A 19,332-nucleotide genomic window follows, 5' to 3' on the forward strand; every position below is an offset into this window, starting at 1 on the left:
GCCAGGCAGCCTGCAGCCTGCGCTGCGTCGACGCTGCTGCCCGCACCTGGCGATGGACGGACAGTCCGAGTAGAATGCATCGCAACTGCAACGCACTGCCTGCCCGCCATGAAATCCGCCACCCTGCCGTCGCTGCGCGTCGAGCCCGAACTGCGCGAAGCCGCCGAGAGCGTGCTCCAGGAAGGCGAGACGCTGTCGGGCTTCATCGAGGCATCGGTGCGGGAGACGATCCAGCGACGCCGCGTCCGTGCCGAGTTCATCGCGCGTGGCCTGGCCTCGCGCGAGGAGGCCAAGCGCACGGGTGTGTACATCGACGCCGACGTGGTTCACGCCGAGCTGGCCAAGAAGCTGGCCCAGGCCCGAACGAGACTGCAGAAGAAGGCCCGTGCGTGAGCTTTGCCGTCCGGTACAGCGCGTCGGCCCGGGATGACCTGACGCGGCTCTACGAGTACCTGCTCGATCGCGCTACGACGGTCGAGGACCTCGATCTCGCCGAGCGGGCGCTGGGTGCGGTCACCGACGCGGTCGAGAGCCTGAAGCGCTCGCCGTTCATCTACCGCAAGGCCGACGACGACCCTTTCCTGCGCGAACTGCTCATCCCCTTTGGAAGCAGCGGCTACGTGGCGCTCTTCGAGATCGAGGATGCTGCGACGGTGACGGTCCTGGCCGTGCGTCACCAGCTCGAGGACGACTATCACTGAGCGCGGCGCGCGCGCCTGCATCTGCGCGCGCTGAACTCCAGCAATGCTTCAACGCGCCCACATCCAGGCCGCTATCGCCCAACTCAGCGCCGATGCCAGGAGCGCCGCGGCGGCGTGAGTCAGCCAACTGTCAAAGCGCGCGAGGCGCCGCTGTTCCTGACATGACCCGGCGAGGCGCTGCAGGAAAGGCTGCAACTCGTCTCGGAACAAGGTTGTCGCGGCACTCTGCATTGCTCGCACCTGCGCCTCACCCGCGCTTCGCGCCAGCTCGTCGGTGCGCTGCGCAATGTGCCGGATCGCCACGCCCTTGGCGTTTTCGGTAATGGCCGTCATCCGTGCCTCGAATGACGTCAGTTGATCCGAGAGGGTCGCGCTGGCCTGCATGAGCGCTTCCCGGCTCGCGTCCACGGCTGGAACGACGGTCTCCAGCCTTTCCGCCACCTGGGCGATCTCCCCAAGCGCTTCGGCCACGAGCGCCTCGCGCGCGGTGGTGAGGTCGTTCACGCTTCCGCGCTCGTCTCGGTTGGCGAGGCACCTGCCGAAAGCGCGTGGAGGTCCAGTGCGCCGAAGCAGGCATCGAGCTCCAGCACGACGCCGGACGCCAGTCGGCGGGTGGCGAGTTTCTGGGCCAGGGCCAGCTTCTCGGTGGCGTCCTTGGCCTTGGCAATCAGCGACTTGTAGTCCGTGGTGTCGCGCGCCAGGGTTCCAAGGTCCGACTTGATCCCCCGGATCCGACCGTAGATCTCATTCGCGCCCAGGCTGCATGCCGTGTTGGGAACGGCGATCGGGTGCTGGGCGAGGTAGGCCAGCAACAGGTAGAAGGTCTGCTCGACGGGCCGGCCAGGCTCTGTCATGTTGAACAGGATCTTCAGTCGCGACGGCGGGACGCCCAGGCGCGACAGATCGATCAACGTCGCGATGGTGTCCTGCTGCTGCTTCAGGGGCGGCACCGTCGGTACGACAAAGCAGTCAAAGTCCTCGTGGCTGCCGCGGTAGCTCTGCATCAGGAACAGCAGCTGATCGACGTTGCTGGCGCCAATGTCGACGATGGCGCTGTTCACCGTCTGCAGGTACTCCTGCAACTCGGCGAACTGCCCACCGCGCAGAGCCGTCGTCTTGCCCTCATCCGCGTTCACGCTCTCCACGCTGATGAGTTCGGCACCTTGGATGCGAGGCAACAGCAGGTGCCGGGAGACGGTGGTCTTGCCGACGTTGCCCGAAAAGTTGATGACTGCGATCTTCATGGGTCTTCCTTTGCACGGAGGAGGGGGTTGGTGATCTGACTGCGAAGGAAGGCCTCGGCCTGGTCCTTCCCGCTGGCCTCCTCGGCCAGGCCAGCCGAGCCGGTCGCTTCTGCAGGAGGCAGCGCATGGGCCGCTGTCAATGGCCGTGACTCCCGCTGAATTCCTCGCACGGAAGCCCCTGTCGCGACGGGAGCGGCGTGCCGAATCGCTTCTCGCCTGACGGTGCTGATGCTTACTTGCACACCGGCGCCGGCCAGAGCTCGGCGTATGGCGTCCAGGCTGTACCCCTGTGCGCGAAGCTGGGCGATCTCCGCCTCGAACCTGCGCGCCTTGCGCGTGACGCGTCCAGGAGGCTCTTTCGGCAAGAGCTTCATCTCGCAGTTCTCGTTCGGACCCGGTGCGCCTCGTTGCCGCTCGCTGTTCATGGCTGTGCGGTGCGTGTTCGGTCGCTGTTCACACCTGGTGCGCTTCGGAGCCTATCGCGCACGATCTCGAATGTGCCGAGTCTGCCCGGGCGCAGCTACCCGTATCGCTTGTTCATGTAGCGCCGACCAGGCCAGGCCGGCACCGGTCAGTCGCGGTTCACCTTGCCAGGGCCGATGTGCTCCAACGTGAACTTGCCGGTGTCGCCCGTAGCTTCGGCGACGATCAGGCCCTGCGCACTTGGCGTCCAGCCGATCGCTCCGACTTCCCGGAAGTCAGCCGTGAAGACGCTGCGCTCCTTCCCGGGGCCGCCGCCCAGCCGCAGAGCCGTCCCGGGCGGCATTGGTGCACCGCGCCACGTGATCCCGCTCGTGTACTCGGTAGCAGCCCAAGGCTGGGTCGCCTGCGCGCCGCCCGGTCCGTTGAAGTCAACCCACAGTGGGTTCGATTCCGGCGTTGGCCAGTTCGGCGCCGCGGACAAGGCCCCTACCTCGTCTGATGCGAGCCAGCCCATGAGACCGCTCATCGAGTCAAAGGTCGCGCCCGTCTCCGCGACGGCGCGAATTGCCCCGAGGCGCGAACCGAAACCCGCCTGGATCAGCGTCGCGGCGGCGATCGACAGCGTGCCGGTCTCCAGTGCTGCGACCGCGTGCGCCCGCGGGTAATCCGACAGCTTGATCTCGTCCGAAAAAAGGTCCTCGTGTGCCTCAGCACGGACCCGTACCGCCTCCATAGCCCAGGGAAGGTTGTAGACGAACGCCTGCTCGATGAACTGAATCTCGTCGTCGCTGTCCTCGGACAATGCGTCGGCCACGGGCTGACCGAGAAGCCATCGCCTGAGCAAAGATTCCCACCCGTCGATCAGCTTGTCCGGCTTGAACGGCGCGATGTCGAAGGCGATCTCGGCAAACGCCACGATGGCCTCGACCGCCTCATTGTGCTGGCCGAGGTCGATGCTGACGTTCGCCGTCAGCAGCAGTTGCTCGAGTTCTGGCGCGTGCTTGTCGAGGGCCTTGCCCGCGGCCAGCCCCACACCCGCTAGAAAGTATCCCCGCCGTTGCGTGGGCGTACTGTTGCGCCAGACGTATCGCGCGCGAGCGTGCAGTCCCTTTGGCAGCGCTTGGCGTATCCCCTCTTTGTGGCGGGCGAGGCGCCGCTGGAACAGAGAGGCTACGAGGATCTCATCCAGCTTGGTTTCGACTTCGGCATCAAGCACGATGGTGTCGCCCAGCAGGCTGAAGATCGCGGTGTCCAGGCTTGCCAGATGCTGGTCCCACCGGTGCCGCGCTTCGGTTGCTTCCTCGGTCGTCTCGGACGGGAGCACCGGGAATTCCCAGGCAGCCTGCCCGGCGACGTACTCGAGAAGGGCTCCGACGTCGCGGGTGCCCAGCTTGTTGGCCATCCGACTGAGTAACGTAAAGATCAGACGCAACAGGCCGCTCTCCATCTCCCGGCCGCTGTGGTTCGCAACCAAGTCCTGCCAGTCGTTGCGCCGCTGCCGATGGTTGTCGAACATCGGATACACCACGAGGCCTTCGACGTCGATGTAGGCGCGCCCAGCCCGGCCGACGACATTGCGGAACTCCGCTACGTCGAGGAGGTCGCGGCCGCGTCTGACGCCGCGGAAGACCAGGGAGGTCGCGGCAAGGTTGAGTCCCTGGGCCAGCGTCGGCGAGGAGACCGTCACGCGCAGCACCCCCTCGCGCAGCAAGCGCTCGACCTCCTTGCGGTACGGCGTGGGTAGGGCGCCGTGGTGCACGGCAACCCCGAGCTTCAGGCAGGCGAGGATGTCATGATCGGGTCCGAACCACTCGGTACCGACAGCTAGCGCCCTCGTCAGCGCGGACGGCGCTTGCTCCAGTACCGAGTCGATGTGGCCGCGCTTGTGCATCTCGATAATGGTCGCTGCCAACGGCAGCACCGAGCGGCGCATCGGGCAGAAGACAAGGACGGTCTGGCCCTCTTCCACCAGGCGCCAGGCCGTCGCGATGCACAGCTGCGCCTGATCGGCCGGGAACAGCTTCCTGGCGCGGCCACGCGTTGGCTTCTTCGCGACCACGAATCTCGGGATGAAAGGCTTCTCGTCGCCGACGTTGACGTTGAGCTGTGCGTGCTGACCCTTCCAATCCACCTCGCCGAAGCGCAGCCGGGTCGGACGCCAATCGTCCTTGATCAGCCCGTCGGGGCGATCACGTGTCAGCCAGCCCGCGAAGTCCTCCAACTGGTCCCCATCGGGAAGAATCGCAGACAGGCACACGATGCGCCGCTGTGCAGCATCGGGCCGACGCAGCAGGCGCTGGATCTGGGCCTCGTAGCGGACCTCACGTTCGCCCAGGCCGATCATGTGACCTTCGTCGAGCACGATAAGGCCGACGTCATCCAGCAACGTCGGATCACTACGCAGCGCGAAGTCGAGCTTTTCGGGCGTGGCGACAACGATGTCTGTCGAACGCAGCGCGTCGATGTCGGCGCCACTGGCGCCGATGCTGCCGTACAGGCTCGAGACAGACTTGCCTACTGGCGCGAAGGTGCGCCGCAGCCCGACCTCAGTCTGCGCTGACAGCGCGCGCAACGGCGTGACGAAGACGACGCGCCGGCCTCGCGCCAGGCTGGCCAGGATGCACAGCTCCGCGATGCGCGTTTTGCCTGCGCTCGTCGGGAGCGACAGCACGAGGTTCACCTCGGCATCGAGGACTCGACGTGCTGCCTGCAATTGGGATGGCCACAGCTCGATCTCGGACCGGCCTCTGCGGTAGAGCGAAGCGATGAAGATCTTTCGCAGTCGCACCCAGTCGCCGACGTCGGCCCCGGGCGGTCCACCGAGCGGTAGCACCTGATGGAAGCTTGTCTCCCATAGGCCGCCCAGGAGGTGGATCGCCAGGCGGTGGCACCACCAAGCGGCGACGAGGTCGAGGTCTGCGGCGACGTCGAGGCCGCGTTGTATTCGTTCGCGTGCCGACTGCAGCAAGGTCTCATCGCCGCGCTCCAGCCCGAGCATTGCAACCGCGAGCGCAGCCATGAAGTTGTCTTCAACTGCAATGAGCACGGCGTCAACTCGGTCGTCCGAAGTCTCTTCATCGTCAGCACCGGCGCTGGTCACCTTGGCGTCGCGTTGGCTTAGGCCAGCAACAAGTGCATCGTCGCTGCCTCGGTCCGCAGCGAACCAATCGGCGAGATCTCGGGCAAGGCCGTCCAAGTCGCGGAGCATGAGTTTCGCCAGCCCTGTCTCCATCGTCGACAGGTTCGCCTCGCCGAGTCCTTTGTAGAGGAGCGAGTAGGCCCGAGCCGAGAAGCGGCCCAAGTGGTAGGCGGCGGCAGCGACGAGCCGATGAAAGCCTCGTTCAGCGCCGGCCGGTCCGCGTGCGACGACAGCTTCGAGTGCCTCGGCGGCAATCTCAAAGGCCTTGCGCGCCGTTGCGGCATCGCCACCCAGGTCGGTGTAGCGAAGCCCGTGCAGCAGGAGCGAGTAACCGTAGGACAGCAGCTCGTCCGACAACTCCGCGCCGAAGTTCGGAGATTCCTCTGGCAGAACGCCTTCGCGCCAGATCATGCCGCGCGCCTGGCCGCGGGCGAGCAGGCGCGCACGGTAGCCGGGCACCACGGCTGCTTCGATGTTTATCCGGAGTTCGTCGAGCGTCGCAGCCATTACTTGCCCACCGCCACGAAGACCGCCTTGATGAATTCCTGGTGCCCTTCGACGCGAAGGCCGACGTAATGCTGCGGCACAGGACCCGCATACGCCTGCAAGTTCACCTTTAGGAACTTCAAGGGGTCGTTACCTGAGAAGGTAAAGAGCATGTGTGAGATCTGAGATGGGCGAATGCCTTCCTTGAGCTGTGCCTTGTCCAGAGCATCGCCCAGCGCGGTGTCGCCAGCCTCATTCGCCCGATCGGCAACGAAGGCAAGCGCATGTGGTGACGGCAGTCCGTTGTTGGCCGAAAGCGCCGTTCTGGCCTCGTCGATCACCTCCGTACGCATCCCGGCCCGGCTCTTCACCTCAGCCTTCAAAATCTTCAGCGGGCCACCCTTGGGGTCCAGCTTGAACGCCAGGACATCTTCGCCGCGCATCGACATGTTGCGATGGTCCTTCCAGCGCAAACGTTTGATGCCAAGGCTGAATGGCGTGGCTGCGTGCACATAGGCGTTGCAAAGAATCTCGCCGAGGTCACCGGAGCGAATGGACGCCTGAGTTGGAAGCTTCTGCTCGACGTGCGCCGCGGCTGCCGGCTTCCCCAACTTCCTCAGCAGACCCGCGATTCGCTTCGGGTCTACGTAGTAGCTCGGTACGGCCTTGGCAACCGCTTCAACTGCCTGCGCCTGCTTGGTGGCGTCAACGGCCAGGCGGAGCAGCTTGTGCTTCGGTACGGATTCCTCGTTCTCTATACACCACTTCGATAGGTCCAACATGCTCCCTCTGCCGTCGTTCCACCCTTCTTTGAGGGTGCGAAATCAACTTCACCAGTCGTGGGACTTCTGGCCCAATTGTCCGATACCCAGGACGTCGAGAGTCGCCGAACTCCGAGCGCCGGGTTGGTTTGAGGGCGCGGCAGCGGTAGATGTGCCTCTCTTGCGGGGTCGCACCGGGGCGAATCCCGGCCTCATCGAGATGAAGCTCGCTCATGTGACACGCACTCGATGGACTGCAGGTCGAAAGTCCTTTCTGTTCGGGTTGCTTCGCGGCAAGGTGCAGCAGCTCCGGCGGCACCGACGGCATCCAGGCGGGCTAGCAAGTCGCACTACTTCTGTACAAGTAGCGCGTCTGCGGTCATCCTGCGTGAGCTGGCCAGGTTGCTCGTTCTGCGTGCGTGGGCGCCGCCCTGTGCGAATTGGTGCGAGGTGGCGGGAAAGAAGGCATCGACTCGCTGGACCGACACCATATCCAGCTCGGTTGGCCAGTCTCGTAGACAGGCACAGCTTCGTCGAAGCCGGCGGGAACGATGAACAGCATCGGCGCCGACCCTTCGCAGTCGGTGAGCGCGGCGCTCGCGATCCTGTCCTTCTTTCCGAGGTTGTAGTGCAGGCCCTTCACGAAGGCGCGGCTCTCACCGACGAGCTTGTCCAGGAGCTGCTTCTCGAACCCATCTTCGACCGGCAGCCATTGCCGCGTCACTGGCATCAGGGACAGCTCGTGGATCGCCGGAACGCCGGCGCTGCTCACGCCAAAGGTGGCGATCATCACCATGCGGATGTCGTCGCTGGCACCCCACAGCGCCAGTTCGGACTCGAAGCGCCGGCCGAGCCGCCTGTACAGCTGCTCGTCGATTGCGAAGGCCTGGTCGGGCAGGTGCTTCACGATCGCCTTGAAGCCGTAGCGTGCTGGCACGATCTCCTTGACCTCGCAGATCAGCAGCATCAGCTGCTGTTCCTTTCCGGGCGCAGGCACGGCGCTTTGCCACTGCGCCAGGCGGCGGGCATTGTTCGCGTCGCGCTCTTCAATAAAGAACGGTTCCGGCACGTAGAGCCGGGCGCGCAGGGCGTCGCCGCGGGCGAGCTTGTGCTCGGCTGCGTGGAGCAGGTGCCTTCGCACTGTCGCCCAGGTTCGCTTGCCAACGAAGCCGGGATGCCAGCGCGTCAGCTCGGCCTGGTCCCACAGGTAGTGCAGCAGGCCGCGCAGTGAGAGCTTGGTCCCGGTGGAGGAAACGCTATCGCCCTCTCCGCCAGTGGGAGGGATCGTCGACCGGCCGGGCATCTTGGTCAGCGGGAAGTCCAGGTTGAGCGTCGTCTCGCCGGTGGCCGGGTCCTCGGTGATCGCGCTGCCCAGTACCTGCCCCAGGCCGGAGAACTCGGCCGGCGGTTCGTAGGACGGGCAGTCGGGCGCGTGGTGGCTTCCCGTGTCCGGCATGCGCTTGACGATATAGCCATCGCCCAGGCGCGCCACATACATCTCGATGCCTTCGACCATGCACATGCAGCGGGGGCGCTGGTGGGCCGTATGCGCTTCCGCGACGGCATCTGCGAACCTTCGCGCCGCGACCTCGAAGCGACGGCCGGCGATCTCATAGACTGCAGCGGCTGCCGTGATGCCCTGGGCCGAAGTCTCCACGGGCCTGGCCTCACCGCACGGGTGCTGGCGCGGCGCGGTCGCGCGAGCGCTGCATCTCGGGCGTGGGGACGACTACCGGGCGGTGCGACGGTGCCGCCTTGTCGTAGACCTTCACCTTGGGCACTTGGCCGTCGCGGATGCGCTGGGCTAGCTTCTCGGTGGCGGCGGCCATCACGGCTGCACGCTGCTTCTCGGGCACCTTCTTGGCGACAAGCACCGCCTCGATGGCGGCGAGCACGGCTTTGCGGCCGCCGCCGCCGCGGGCGGATGCCTTCTCGGCTGGCGCCGCCGCCGCACCGCTGCTCGCATCCCGGGCCGGCTCGATGCGATTGACCTGGCGCGCCTCGCGCTCGCGCTTGAGCACTTCCAGGTCACCGGGGTTCGGCTCGTAGCCCAGGGTCTTTACGCCGCGCACGGAGGCCTCGAGCCAGACCATGCGCTTGAAGTCATCGTTGCCCGAGACGCGCAGCGCCTTCCAGTTGCGTGCCTCGGCCACGTCGACCATCGAGCGTGCAACCGAGGGGCTGTTGGTGTCGGTGGCCAGGCGGAAGGTCGACTCGGTGAAGGCGACGCGCGAGGTGTCGCCGCGGAAACGGTACTCGGTGCGGCCGATGGTCACGTCGCCCATCGTCACCGGTGCGCGCTTGATGATGTAGCGTTCCATCAGTGCTGATTCGAGGCGCGCGACGAGCGCAGCACGTTCGGCCTGGGCGTCGATCTTCGCGACGGCCTTGGCATCGACTTGCTCCGGCTGCGCCGTGGCCTTGCTGGCGCGGGAAGCCGGGGCGGCGCTCGCGGCCTCGGGCACGTCGTCTCGCACCGGACCCGGGTCCAGCGGTCGCTCGGGCGGCGCTGGACGCTGCTCACCGCGTTGCCACGCGCCGTCGACCTTCTGGATCGGGGTGCGCTTGCCGTCCTCGGCCACGGCGACGAAGCGCGTGCTGCCGAGCTGGTCCGCCTTGGCGACCATCTCCGGGAACGTATTCGCGCGGTAGGTCACCTCGGCGAACGGGTCTCGCAGCTCGAAGCGTTCGCCGGGCTCCGGCTCCGGCGTCTGGAACTTCGCTATGGCCACTGGCGCACGGTTGGCGGGCTCGACGGTGCCGCCCTGGACGGGCGCGGCCTGTCGGACGGGGGTGTTGTCTGCATCCATGGCGACCTCGCGATGTTGGGTTGGAGATGGCTCAGGGCTGGGCGACGGCTGTCGCGCTCAGCGCGACCGGCAGCGCGCGGTACAGCTCGATCTCGACGCGGCGGTTCAGGCCGCGGCCTCCGGCGCTGGCGTTGTCGGCCACGTGGTCGCCGGCAGGCTGGTAGGTGGCGCGGATGCGGGCCGGGTCCACGCCCGCGGCCACCAGGTAGTCGCGCACCGCTGCCGCCCGCTCCCGGGCGATCCGGCTCTCGGTCGGTGCGTCGGTGGTGCCATCGGTGCGCCCGCGCAGCAGGACCAGCGGAGAGTTCTTCGCGTCCTCGACCAGTGCGGCCGTGACGTCGGGCGGGATGGCGACGCGCGCGCTGCCGAAGTCGAACCGCACGGTGAAGACGCTGTTGGCCTTGACCTGCTGGGCGGCCGGCGCCTGCATGGCGGCCAGCAGCTGCTGGCGCGCCGCCAGGTTCGCCAGCGTGGCGGCGGTGGTTTCGGCAACGCGGCTGGACTCCGTGGCCAGCAGGCGGGTGTTCTGCAGGTCGTTCTTGCAGACCTGCAGCTCGACGGCCATCTGGGAGTTCACCGGTCGCTTCTGCGACTTGTCAACCGTCGGCGGCTTCGGCGGGGAACTGCACGAGGCCAGCGCGAAGAGCCAGGGCACGAAGGGTGTGAGGGCGATGCGGGTTCGCATGGCGTTGCTCCCGGGTCTAGGTGATGTCGGCGCGTTCGATGACGGACGGATCGGCGATGACCACGGTGCTGTCTTCGCTGAGCAGGACGTCGTCTTCGTCGGCGACGGCTTCGATCGCGCCGCCGTTCGAGGCTCCGCCCGGCCGAGGGCCGACCATGAAGTCGAGGATGCCTTCGGCGACCTGGCCGGGCTCGCCATCGGCGAGTGCGGGCAGCCGGCTCATGTCGTAGGCCAGTTGCTCGTAGTCCAAGCCATCGCCCGGGCCCAGCTCGTCGTCCACGTAGCGCCAGCGCTCCTGCACGCGGGCCAGGTGCAGGTCCATGTTCATGCGCGGCACCGCCGGTGCCGGCCGCAGGCGCGAGGTGAAGGCCTTGTCGCGGTAGTAGCGGATCTTCTCGCCGAGGATCGGCTTGCAGTTCTCGAATATCACCACCAGGCGCTCGCTGCCCAGCTCCTTGAACTCCTGCGGCAGCAGCAGCGCGCGGCGCTGCTCGCTCTCGTTGCGGCTGACGGTGCTGTGCCCGTGGCCGCTGAAGGATCGGCTGTGCCCGCGCGAGGTGGCGCGCTCGGTGAAGTGGCCGAGCATGGCGCTGTACTCGTCGGCGTCACGCTGGCTGCGCGCGTCCTCGTCAAACGGCGAGAAGGCGTAGACCGCCTGCCCGTGTGCGGCGCGGTAGCCGGCCGTGATGTCGTAGTTCTCGCCCTTGATGTCAAGCACGACGACGGAGTCGGGCCAGTTGAGCAGGTTCGGGATCACGACGCCCACGCCCTTGCCGCTGCGGGTCGGCGCCGACAGCATCACTGAGAGCTGGCCAGGAAGCGACAGGAACTTGCCCCGGTGGCGGCCGATGAGGATGCCCGGCTGCCCGTCGCCGCCCGTGAGGCCCGCGCGATCAACCTCGGCGGGGCTGGCGAAGCGGGCATCGCCATGCAGGGCCCGCCGCGGACGTGCGGCGGCGACCAGACCGGCTGGCAGCAGGATCAACAGGCCGATCCCCGACACGCCGATCGCGAGTTGCAGCTTCTTGCGGAGCTGGGCATCGTCGGCGTAGAGGCCCCAGTAGTGAACGATGCTGGCGAACTGCGCCTGCTTGGGGTTCGCCTTGTTCAGAACCAAGAACAGCACACCGGCCAGGTAGACCGCCGCGCAGGCCAGTGCGATGTAGCCCATGACGGCGAAGGCGCCGGCCGCGACCTTGCGGCCCGTGGGCCAGGCCGAGAACGGAAGGGCTGCAACGCTGCTCATGCTGCCGCCGACTGCTGATCCCAGCGCCCGAGCCGCTGGCGCCGGGGCTCGTAGAGGATCTCGGAGATGAAGCGCCCGTGCTCGTCGCGATCGAACTGCACGATCACGTCGACGACGACGCTGAGCAGCCACTTGATCTCGTCCATGCGCAGGCCACCGCCAGCGCCGGTCTCGCGGATCATCAGCGACATCTGCTCGAAGGCCAGCGCACAGCTGCCTGCATGCACGCTAGTGATGCTGCCCGGGTGGCCCGAGGCCGCGAGACGCACGAAGTAGAAGCACTCGTCGCCCCGCACTTCGGCCAGGAAGATGCGGTCGGGCTTCATACGAAGGCAGGCTTCGAGCAGCGACTTCGCAGTCACGCGGGCCGTGCCCTGGGCATCCTTGCTGTAGAACAAGTGCACCACGTTCGGGTGGTTCGGCAGGGTCAGCTCGGCCGTGTCCTGGATCGTGATCAGCCGCTCGTGCTTCGGCACTTCCTCGACCAGGCCCTTCATGAAGGTGGTCTTGCCCGAGCCGGTCTTGCCGCTGACGACGATGGTCTGGTGCTTGCGGACGGCCAGCCGCAGGAACTCGGCATAGCGGCCGGCGTCCTTCAGCTCGACCAGTTCGCGCTCGAAGGGCAGCAGGTCCGCGTTCGGGGTGCGCGTCACGGTGGCCGTGCGCTCGAACAGGCCCTCGCGCTCGAAATCGTCCAGCCGCTTGATCAGGTGCGACGGCTTGCGCACCGTGATCGATACCGTACCCCGCGGCACGGCCGGTGGGATGACGAACTGGATGCGCTCGCCGCTGGGCAGCGTGGCCGACAGCAGTGGCCGTTCCTGGTTGACCTGCTGGTCGCAGAAGGTGGCGACGGCGGTGGCGAGCGACAGGCAGCGCTCCTGCGTCATCTCGGGCGCCGGTACGGTCTGCCAGCCACGCACCGTCTCGACCAGCAGTTCGCCGGGCCGGTTGACGCAGACTTCCAGCACGCCGGGCGCATCGAGTTGGTCGCGCAGAGGGCGCAGGAACTCGACGACCGACGTGGCATCACCGCACCAGCCTTCGCCGAGATCCTCGCGCTCGCAGGCGTGCTGGTTCATTGCGTGCCCTCGCGAGGCGGCGCGCTGGCCGTCGGCCGCAGTTCATACACCGACGAGAAGTCCACGTCGCGGGCGACGTAGATGCCGACGATGCCGCCCTGGTTCTGGTAGATCAGCGGCGGGATGTTGATCGTGCTGTCCAGCACCTTCTCGGCGAGCTTGCTGGTGTTGGCCGTGGTGGACGGCAGCACGATGGTGTCGGCCTGCCTGTCGCTGGCCTGGTTCTGGATGACCAGCTTCACCGAGTCGTCGATCAGCGACAGCAGCATGGCCGCGCCGATGCGCTCGCCCCAGCGGTTGTCGACGTAGCCGTCGATGCCGGATTCGCCGAGCTGTCCGGTGCCGGGCGAGTCGATGTCCACCGTCACGCCCAGCGGCGTGCGGATGCGGGTCCAGAGCACGGGGATGCGGACCGTGCCCGGCCGGACCGAGGCGATGCGGTACTCACCGTCAAGGTGCGAGCCACGCTCGATCAGCAGCACGCGGCCGTCGTCGCTGAAGACATTGCGCTGGACTTGGCAGCCGACGAGGCCCGAGGTGGCGCTGATCACCTTGGTCTTCAGCGCGCAGGTGAAGGCTGTGCCCTTGGGCAGCGTCAGGCTGCGGTTGCCAAGCATCGAAGCGGCCACCTTCGGGGTGGAGGACCCCTGAAGCTGGCCCCCGAACAGGCCACCCCCTGCGGGTGGCGCACCGATGGGTGCGGTGCCCGCCATCGGGGGCCCACCGAGGAGGGACCCCGACGGCAGCTGCCCGGTGGCCTGGCCCGTGGCCAGCGCCGCGGTCTTGGTGAGGTTGTCGAGCAGGCCCTGGAGCTGGCGCTGATAGCCCTGCAGGTTGCGGGAGGTTGCGGCGAGCGGATCGTTCGCGTCGGCGGGCTCGGCCGCCGTCGGGCCCTCGTCAGGCGGTGCACCAGCATCCATCCTTCGGTTGGACGACCCTTGCGGAGGGAGTGCCCCCGGCCGGGTGGTGACCAGCAAGACGGGGGCATCCTCCGGCGGGACCACCTTCGGGCCACCCGGTGCGGGTGCCGCCGATCCGGTGCGCCGCACGCCGATGGGTTCGGCCAGCTCGTCAGCGGTGGGCGTCAGGGCCGGGATGCGCGGTGCAGTGGCCACCGCTGCGCTGGCTGTTGGAGCGGGCGGCATCTCGAGCCTGCGCGGCTCTGCCGTGGCTGCGGTCGGCTTGTCGCGCACCAGCTTCGACTCCGCCTCGTCGGCCTTCTTGCCGCTGGCCGAGAAGCGCTGGATGGTGACTGCCGCCACCGCGACCAGGGAGCCGACGAGCAGCGCCACGGCCAGCAGGCCCTTCTTCGACATCGAAACGCGCTGCCGGGCAGCGACATCGGGAATGCCGGGCTCGCCGGGCAGGGGCGAGATGCCACTGCCGTCGGGCTCGATCTCGGCGCCCAGGTCTGGATCGCGGTCCCGCGGATCGCTCGGGTCGTGCGTCATGGTGTCGCTCCCTTGCGCGCTTCGGAAGGCGCGTTGCTTCCACTGACGTCGGCCTTCAGGACGCGCTGCACGCCGGGCACCGTGGTGCCGTCACCCGGCGGCCTGCCGTCCAGATCGAAGGCTTCGTTCCACAGGCCGACGACGGCCGAGCCGGCCCGCAGCATCAGCCGCCGGCTGACGCGATCGACCACCAGCAGGTCGTCCTCCATGCGGGCGTTGACCAGCGTCTCGCTGCCGTCGCCCAGGACATGGAAGACTGCCGGCACCTCGCGGTTGCCGGGAAAGCGGAGGTAGGTGAACCGCCCGTCGTCATAGACCAGCGTCGGCACGATGTCCTCAGACCCGGCGCCCTCGGCGATCGAGTACTGGGTGTTCATCACCTGCGCCTTGGCCTGCAGGCGCTCTGCGACGACCTGGTGCGGTGCAGGGGGTGGCGGCACGAGAGGCAACGCCATCAGTGGTGTCGTGTCGTGCAGCGCGAGGCGCGCCGGGGGTGCCACCCGTGCGGGGGCCTTGACGACGAGCCGGTAGACCGGCGGCTTCGGGTCGCCGTCGGCCAGCACGACGAAGCGGAAGCTGTGCGTTCGGCGGTCGGTGACCACGGCCAGGGTGTTCGCGGCGCTGGCCGAGCTCTTGGCCTTGACGAACAGGTTCCGGCCCCCGGGCTGGGCAGCGATGCACCACGCGGCATCGACCTTCGTGCAGTCGCCACCCAGGCCGGCGGCGACCTCGGTGATCGCCTCGTCGGCATCGAGCACGACCAGCGTCACGACGCCGCGCTTGACCGGGACGGTGACGACGGCGCGCGGGTCGTAGACCACTTCGCGCAGACGCGGATCCATAGACTCTGCAGCGACCGACGTGGAGCCGCAGGCCGCGACGCAGGCAAGGGAGACCAGCCGGGCCAGTGACTTCATGGCTTGGCCCCCGGTGCCGCGGTGTTGATCTCGGGATCGGACCGGTAGGCAGTTACGACGAAGCCGAACGGGTTCTCGAGCCGGTCGCGCTCCTTGGCCAGGACCTTGGGCTGGTACTGGTAGACGACGCTGGCCACGTGGCGCGTGGTGACCTCGGGCAGGTTGCGGTCCGTCAGGCGCACTACCTTGTCGTAGGTGACCGTGGCCTCGCCCTGGTTGCCGGGGCGGCCGGACGCAGCTAGGCGTACGCCGACGACATTGATGCGCCAGTCCTCGGCGGCACCGATCCGCTTCTGCAGCGCGCCGTCGCCCTCGAACTGACGGTTGTAGTCGGCGAAGACCGCCGGCACCGCCATGCGCGCAACCTGGTCGAAGTCGCGCTGAAGGAACATCCAGCTGTAGCCCTCGCGTGCCCGCACGAAGGTGGCGAGGTTGTGCTTGTCCAGCGCCTCCATCGGGGGGATGGTCTCGACGGAGAGTCGCTGCTGGACCGTGGCCTCGCCAGTGACCCGGTCGACCACGATGGGGATCTCCACCACGCGGCGCAGCGGGCCCTGGACGAACACCGCGGCGATGCCGATCAGGCCCAGCACCAGGCCGGCAATGGCGACCCACCAGGCCCGGCGCTCCGAGCGTTCGAGCATCAGCGCGCGGTCGACTTGCCCCTCTGCTGTTCCTCAGCCTGTCGCACTATCGGAATCAGTGCCCGCGTCACCAGATCGTTCACCAGCCGGTTGCGGGTGAGGTTGCGGTGCGCCGCGTCGTGCAGGATGTTGCCGAGAGCCCGCTGGCGGTTGCCGAGAACCAGCAGCGCGATCGGCACGGCCCAGGGGACTTCGAGCGCCAAGACGAGTGCCGCGGCAATCGCCGCAATGTCAAAGCTCACGTCCCCTGCGGGGCGCCAGCCTCGCAGCTTCAGCAGTGGCAGGTGCGGATTGCCGGCGCGACGCAGCGACTGCCGGAGCAGTGCGATGTCGGACAGCACTTGCGAGCGGGTGGCCATGGCGGACCTCCTTGCACGCGGCCGTCGGGCCCGCGATCCCGGCCCGCACTCGACACGATCGTCCCAGCCGCGCCCAAAAGGTACCAAGCCGGCGCGACTATCGATCGCGGTTTAGCAACTTTCGCTTCGCGTCAGCCACGCTAAACGGCGTGCCGGTTCATCGCCCGACAGACCGCGCGGATCAGGGTGCCCGACACGATCCGGGATGCCCATAATCTTCCGCGGGACGGATCCAGGCAGACTGGAGGGATGGGGATGACCGCTGTTCGTGAGCTGCACGAGCTGTGCCGACAGATGACGCCGAGCATCGCCGACGGGGTCTTCGTCTACTGCACGTTCAGTGACTTCCACCTCCCCGAACGGCTCGAACCCATCTGCACCTTCCGCGAGGCCGAAGGACTGACAGCCATCGTCGGAAAGTCGCAGGCTGAGGCGGCCGGGGTGCCCTACACCTTCCCCTGCCGCCTCATCACCCTCGCAGTGCACTCGTCGCTTGATGCGGTCGGCTTCCTCGCCTGCATCACCGGCCGGCTCGCGCATGCCGGCATCTCCTGCAATGCCGTCGCGGCCTTCCACCACGACCACCTCTTCGTCCCCGAGGCTCGTGCCGCGGAGACGCTGGAGATCCTTCAGCACCTGGCCGCCGAGACACGCGCCGGCTGAGGACTGCCCGCGCAAGCGACGGTCTGCGCGATCGTCGTTTAGCAGAGCTGACGCTGCCTCAAATTTGCGCACATCGCGCACGAAGCGTTGACACGCCCTGCCCGCAATTCCTAGGCTGACCTCCCGGCACCCTCTCGCACGCCCCCGGCCTTCGGGCACCCGCGTCGCGACGTGTCGGATGACATCGGAGTGCAGCCATGACCACGCCTTCGTCATCGGGCCAGGAACTTTCTGCGGACGGCTTGCCACCCGCAAGCGGGCGGCGACGCCGCGCGAAGCCCAAGAAGCGGGCTGACTTCCGCACGCAGGCCGCGGAAGATCAGATCGCGCCCTCTCGCGCATTGAGCCGCGACGAGGCACAGGTCCGAGCCCGCTGGACCTGCACTTGCGGTCGCTGTGAACTCGTTGTGCAACGCGTCGATGCGAACGTCCAGGTCAGGCAGCGCACCTGGCTGGCAACTGGGACGGTCCTCGACGAAGTCTTCCTGCTGCATTCGCTTGCCGAGTTCGATCTCTGGCATGCGGCCTCGCCCACAAGATTCGATCACCCCGTGGCGCATGACGAGATCAGGCGGCTTGCGCACGCCAGCCTTTCCGCACCGAGCCCTGGGACAACAAATGTCGGCCCAGTCTCCCACGGCCGCGGCTGAGCTGTGCGAGCTTGCCGGCTCGCTCGTCGTGGCGGATGAGGCGAGCGCGATCTCCATCCTGGAACTCGCGTCGCGGGTCGGAGGCGCCGACGCTGCACTGTTCGTCTGGGTGGTACCGGGACACAACGAGCATCTGTGGTTTCGGTCGCTCTCGGCGCTGGATCACCGCTGGTGCGCAACGATGCTGCGGCGGCTGCACGAAGGCCCGGGCAACTGGCTGGGGCACGCCGCTCGTTCCAGCGAACCGGTGCTCGCTCGCGGGCCGGCGGAACCCTCTGCCGGTGGCAGTGCGACATTGACTGATGGGCCCGACGTTCGAGCCGCCTGGCTTGTTCCCGCGCCATCTCCGCAATCGTCGGACGCGCTCGGCCTGCTGATCCTCGCGAGCACCGACGAGACGCGACTGGACGTCACACGCGCAGTCTTGCCAGCGTACCGCGCGCTGGCGCTGACCCTCGCCGAATGGTTCCAGCGCCGCGGTCGCGAAGAGCTTGTCCAACGCGCGCACCTGACGGACCGCGACCTCGAGCTGTTGCGCCACGAGCAGATGGGCCATGGCTCCAAGCGAATCGCCACGGCATTGCAGGCCGAGGCCAAGACGATCGACTGCCGATTCCATCGGCTCAATGTCCGACTGGGCGTGGCGAATCGAGCCGATCCGGCTTGATGAAGTCGTCTCCACCGTGATCGACGGCGTCCCTCGCGCCGAGGGGGCTATCCAGCTTGATCGGCCGCTGCACGAATTGTTCGGAGGGCTCTACTTCCCTGTCCCCAAAGCGCTGGAGCGATTCCTCGTGCCGAGCGGAGATGTCGAGATTCGTCTGGAACTGTACTGCGACTGGTTTGACATCCGCACCGCAAGGCACTGGGCTCCCAAGGACGCGGTGACTGCGTGAGTAGTCTTCTGTGGTGGGAGCCAGTTCGCGCCGTCGATTCGTTTGCGCTAGACCTCGCGGCAACCGCAGTACTTTGACAGCAGCTGATTCGAACCTTCTGTTCCCCGTGGCGCTAGCCAGCAGTGGACGATCAGGTTGCGACATCGAATCAGCCAGACGACGTCGGCGGTGGCCTTGAAGGCGGTTGCCCGGGCCGGCGGGTCGCCCCCGACTGGGCGACGGCAATCCGGCATTCAGCGGACGCGCGTGCCTCGGAAGCGCCAATGACTGGAACCGCTGCATAGCGGCGAATCTCGCGGCCTTCTCCGCACATGTCGGACCGCGGACCGTCGCCCTTCAATACCAGGGGCCGCTCATCTCCAAAGCCATCGGAGTGTCGTAGTCCCGCGCGAGAAGTACCCTCTGCTCTTGGGCTGCCGTGCGCCGAAGCGTCTCACTCATTGAGGCTTGCTGGTTCCAAGTCTGGCATACCAGGCTGCTGCATGGACCCGCGACTCCAAGCCCAGCTTGCGAAGCAGGTTCTGCACGTGGATCTTCACCGTGGCCTCGGCAATGCCCAACTGCCGGGCAATGAGCTTGTTGCTGCAGCCTTCGGCCACCAGAGCCAGGGTCTCGCGTTCCCTTGCCGAAAGCTGGGCCAGTGGGTCGGCCGGAACCGCCCTGTCACGCGCCGACGGTGGCGTCGCGTGGACCTCAGTGGCGGATACCGCCATCTGGGCTGTGGCGATCGCCCCAGCGGCCAACTTGAGGGCCACGGGCGCGCTCAGGCTGGCGCTGCCGCTGATGGCCGAGACGATGGCATCGCCGAGTTCATCGATCTCGGCGGTCTTGAGCAGATAGCCGGCGGCGCCGCGCGACAGTGCGGCCACGATGTCGGCGTGGTCCTCGCTCATGGTGAGCATCAGCACCCGCATGCCAGGTGCCGCGCTCAGCAGGGCCGGCAGGGCATCGACGCCCGATACGCCGGGCAGGTGGTTGTCCAGCAGCAGCACATCGGGGCGCATACGCTCGACGACACCTTGGGCCTCGCCCGCGTCACCCGCCTCAGCCACTACCTCGAAGCGGCCGTCAGCCGCAAGCAGCGTCACCAGCCCGCGGCGGAACAGCGTGTGGTCGTCCACGACCACCACGCGGATGGGCAGCTGGCGCTCGCTGTTCATGCCTGAGACGTGACC

20 protein-coding genes are annotated in these 19,332 nt (G+C 67.4%); 6 read left to right on the forward strand and 14 right to left on the reverse strand.

Going from position 1 to position 19,332, the window contains the following annotated elements:
- Positions 1 to 108 precede the first annotated feature (108 nt).
- Entirely contained in the window at positions 109 to 393 is a 285-nt protein-coding gene (locus MPE_RS08395) for a YlcI/YnfO family protein (protein ID WP_011829266.1), read from the forward strand.
- Positions 390 to 701, forward strand: coding sequence for a type II toxin-antitoxin system RelE/ParE family toxin (locus MPE_RS08400; protein ID WP_011829267.1), 312 nt, complete (start codon positions 390 to 392; stop codon positions 699 to 701). Before MPE_RS08395 ends, MPE_RS08400 begins: the two co-directional genes overlap by 4 nt.
- A 48-nt stretch (positions 702 to 749) precedes the next feature.
- Here MPE_RS08400 and MPE_RS08405 read toward each other — a convergent pair whose 3' ends face one another.
- From MPE_RS08405 to MPE_RS08470, 13 genes are all read right to left on the reverse strand, one after another.
- Positions 750 to 1,205, reverse strand: a complete 456-nt coding sequence (locus MPE_RS08405) for a hypothetical protein (RefSeq protein WP_011829268.1) — start codon at positions 1,203 to 1,205, stop codon at positions 750 to 752.
- On the reverse strand, positions 1,202 to 1,945 hold the full coding sequence (stbB, locus tag MPE_RS08410; RefSeq protein ID WP_011829269.1) for a StbB family protein: 744 nt from the start codon (positions 1,943 to 1,945) through the stop codon (positions 1,202 to 1,204). Before stbB ends, MPE_RS08405 begins: the two co-directional genes overlap by 4 nt.
- Positions 1,946 to 2,516: 571 nt before the next feature.
- Positions 2,517 to 6,014 (reverse strand): DEAD/DEAH box helicase, encoded by a 3,498-nt coding sequence (locus MPE_RS08420; protein WP_011829271.1) that lies wholly within the window; start codon positions 6,012 to 6,014, stop codon positions 2,517 to 2,519.
- Positions 6,014 to 6,775 carry a Hachiman antiphage defense system protein HamA gene (locus MPE_RS08425; protein WP_011829272.1) on the reverse strand — a complete coding sequence of 254 codons (762 nt, stop codon included), beginning with the start codon at positions 6,773 to 6,775 and terminating at the stop codon, positions 6,014 to 6,016. Before MPE_RS08425 ends, MPE_RS08420 begins: the two co-directional genes overlap by 1 nt.
- Before the next feature lie 358 nt (positions 6,776 to 7,133).
- The gene (locus MPE_RS08430) at positions 7,134 to 8,411 is read right to left on the reverse strand and encodes a DUF1173 domain-containing protein (protein ID WP_049820786.1); all 1,278 of its coding nucleotides are present in this window, start codon (positions 8,409 to 8,411) and stop codon (positions 7,134 to 7,136) included.
- Between the two features lie 10 nt (positions 8,412 to 8,421).
- Positions 8,422 to 9,564 (reverse strand): LPD7 domain-containing protein, encoded by a 1,143-nt coding sequence (locus MPE_RS08435; protein ID WP_011829274.1) that lies wholly within the window; start codon positions 9,562 to 9,564, stop codon positions 8,422 to 8,424.
- A 31-nt stretch (positions 9,565 to 9,595) separates the two neighbouring features.
- Entirely contained in the window at positions 9,596 to 10,249 is a 654-nt protein-coding gene (locus tag MPE_RS08440; protein ID WP_011829275.1) for an OmpA family protein, read from the reverse strand.
- A gap of 16 nt (positions 10,250 to 10,265) precedes the next feature.
- Positions 10,266 to 11,495 carry a type IV secretory system conjugative DNA transfer family protein gene (locus MPE_RS08445; RefSeq protein WP_011829276.1) on the reverse strand — a complete coding sequence of 410 codons (1,230 nt, stop codon included), beginning with the start codon at positions 11,493 to 11,495 and terminating at the stop codon, positions 10,266 to 10,268.
- The gene (gene virB11 / locus MPE_RS08450) at positions 11,492 to 12,577 is read right to left on the reverse strand and encodes a P-type DNA transfer ATPase VirB11 (RefSeq protein WP_011829277.1); all 1,086 of its coding nucleotides are present in this window, start codon (positions 12,575 to 12,577) and stop codon (positions 11,492 to 11,494) included. Before virB11 ends, MPE_RS08445 begins: the two co-directional genes overlap by 4 nt.
- Positions 12,574 to 14,028 carry a type IV secretion system protein VirB10 gene (gene virB10, locus MPE_RS08455; protein ID WP_011829278.1) on the reverse strand — a complete coding sequence of 485 codons (1,455 nt, stop codon included), beginning with the start codon at positions 14,026 to 14,028 and terminating at the stop codon, positions 12,574 to 12,576. The genes virB11 and virB10 overlap by 4 nt, the downstream gene beginning before the upstream one ends.
- Positions 14,025 to 14,945: a TrbG/VirB9 family P-type conjugative transfer protein gene (locus tag MPE_RS08460; RefSeq protein ID WP_011829279.1), complete on the reverse strand. Its 921-nt coding sequence runs from the start codon at positions 14,943 to 14,945 to the stop codon at positions 14,025 to 14,027. Before MPE_RS08460 ends, virB10 begins: the two co-directional genes overlap by 4 nt.
- Complete coding sequence (locus MPE_RS08465; RefSeq protein ID WP_011829280.1) at positions 14,942 to 15,589, reverse strand: VirB8 family type IV secretion system protein; 648 nt, start codon at positions 15,587 to 15,589, stop codon at positions 14,942 to 14,944. Before MPE_RS08465 ends, MPE_RS08460 begins: the two co-directional genes overlap by 4 nt.
- On the reverse strand, positions 15,589 to 15,948 hold the full coding sequence (locus tag MPE_RS08470) for a fatty acid desaturase family protein (RefSeq protein ID WP_011829281.1): 360 nt from the start codon (positions 15,946 to 15,948) through the stop codon (positions 15,589 to 15,591). Before MPE_RS08470 ends, MPE_RS08465 begins: the two co-directional genes overlap by 1 nt.
- A 255-nt stretch (positions 15,949 to 16,203) precedes the next feature.
- Here MPE_RS08470 and MPE_RS08475 point away from each other — a divergent pair, with 255 nt between their 5' ends.
- From MPE_RS08475 to MPE_RS08485, 4 genes are all read left to right on the forward strand, one after another.
- Complete coding sequence (locus MPE_RS08475; RefSeq protein ID WP_011829282.1) at positions 16,204 to 16,611, forward strand: ACT domain-containing protein; 408 nt, start codon at positions 16,204 to 16,206, stop codon at positions 16,609 to 16,611.
- A 197-nt stretch (positions 16,612 to 16,808) separates the two neighbouring features.
- On the forward strand, positions 16,809 to 17,261 hold the full coding sequence (locus MPE_RS23930) for a hypothetical protein (RefSeq protein ID WP_148210917.1): 453 nt from the start codon (positions 16,809 to 16,811) through the stop codon (positions 17,259 to 17,261).
- Entirely contained in the window at positions 17,230 to 17,928 is a 699-nt protein-coding gene (locus MPE_RS08480; RefSeq protein WP_011829284.1) for a helix-turn-helix domain-containing protein, read from the forward strand. The genes MPE_RS23930 and MPE_RS08480 overlap by 32 nt, the downstream gene beginning before the upstream one ends.
- Complete coding sequence (locus MPE_RS08485) at positions 17,888 to 18,157, forward strand: hypothetical protein (protein ID WP_041929603.1); 270 nt, start codon at positions 17,888 to 17,890, stop codon at positions 18,155 to 18,157. Before MPE_RS08480 ends, MPE_RS08485 begins: the two co-directional genes overlap by 41 nt.
- 437 nt (positions 18,158 to 18,594) lie before the next feature.
- Here MPE_RS08485 and MPE_RS08490 read toward each other — a convergent pair whose 3' ends face one another.
- Positions 18,595 to 19,317 (reverse strand): response regulator, encoded by a 723-nt coding sequence (locus MPE_RS08490; RefSeq protein WP_011829285.1) that lies wholly within the window; start codon positions 19,315 to 19,317, stop codon positions 18,595 to 18,597.
- Positions 19,318 to 19,332 lie beyond the last annotated feature (15 nt).

Source organism: Methylibium petroleiphilum PM1 (assembly GCF_000015725.1).
Classification (GTDB): Bacteria; Pseudomonadota; Gammaproteobacteria; order Burkholderiales; family Burkholderiaceae_C; genus Methylibium; species Methylibium petroleiphilum.

Coding starts and splice junctions, on each gene's coding strand:
- MPE_RS08475 (WP_011829282.1), top strand. CDS start 16,204: ATGACCGCTGTTCGTGAGCTGCACGAGCTGTGCCGACAGATGACGCCG.
- MPE_RS08425 (WP_011829272.1), bottom strand. CDS start 6,775: ATGTTGGACCTATCGAAGTGGTGTATAGAGAACGAGGAATCCGTACCG.
- MPE_RS08490 (WP_011829285.1), bottom strand. CDS start 19,317: ATGAACAGCGAGCGCCAGCTGCCCATCCGCGTGGTGGTCGTGGACGAC.
- MPE_RS08480 (WP_011829284.1), top strand. CDS start 17,230: ATGTCGGCCCAGTCTCCCACGGCCGCGGCTGAGCTGTGCGAGCTTGCC.
- MPE_RS08420 (WP_011829271.1), bottom strand. CDS start 6,014: ATGGCTGCGACGCTCGACGAACTCCGGATAAACATCGAAGCAGCCGTG.
- MPE_RS08485 (WP_041929603.1), top strand. CDS start 17,888: ATGTCCGACTGGGCGTGGCGAATCGAGCCGATCCGGCTTGATGAAGTC.
- MPE_RS08445 (WP_011829276.1), bottom strand. CDS start 11,495: ATGAGCAGCGTTGCAGCCCTTCCGTTCTCGGCCTGGCCCACGGGCCGC.
- virB11 (WP_011829277.1), bottom strand. CDS start 12,577: ATGAACCAGCACGCCTGCGAGCGCGAGGATCTCGGCGAAGGCTGGTGC.
- stbB (WP_011829269.1), bottom strand. CDS start 1,945: ATGAAGATCGCAGTCATCAACTTTTCGGGCAACGTCGGCAAGACCACC.
- MPE_RS08440 (WP_011829275.1), bottom strand. CDS start 10,249: ATGCGAACCCGCATCGCCCTCACACCCTTCGTGCCCTGGCTCTTCGCG.
- MPE_RS08465 (WP_011829280.1), bottom strand. CDS start 15,589: ATGCTCGAACGCTCGGAGCGCCGGGCCTGGTGGGTCGCCATTGCCGGC.
- MPE_RS23930 (WP_148210917.1), top strand. CDS start 16,809: ATGACCACGCCTTCGTCATCGGGCCAGGAACTTTCTGCGGACGGCTTG.
- MPE_RS08435 (WP_011829274.1), bottom strand. CDS start 9,564: ATGGATGCAGACAACACCCCCGTCCGACAGGCCGCGCCCGTCCAGGGC.
- MPE_RS08470 (WP_011829281.1), bottom strand. CDS start 15,948: ATGGCCACCCGCTCGCAAGTGCTGTCCGACATCGCACTGCTCCGGCAG.
- MPE_RS08395 (WP_011829266.1), top strand. CDS start 109: ATGAAATCCGCCACCCTGCCGTCGCTGCGCGTCGAGCCCGAACTGCGC.
- virB10 (WP_011829278.1), bottom strand. CDS start 14,028: ATGACGCACGACCCGAGCGATCCGCGGGACCGCGATCCAGACCTGGGC.
- MPE_RS08460 (WP_011829279.1), bottom strand. CDS start 14,945: ATGAAGTCACTGGCCCGGCTGGTCTCCCTTGCCTGCGTCGCGGCCTGC.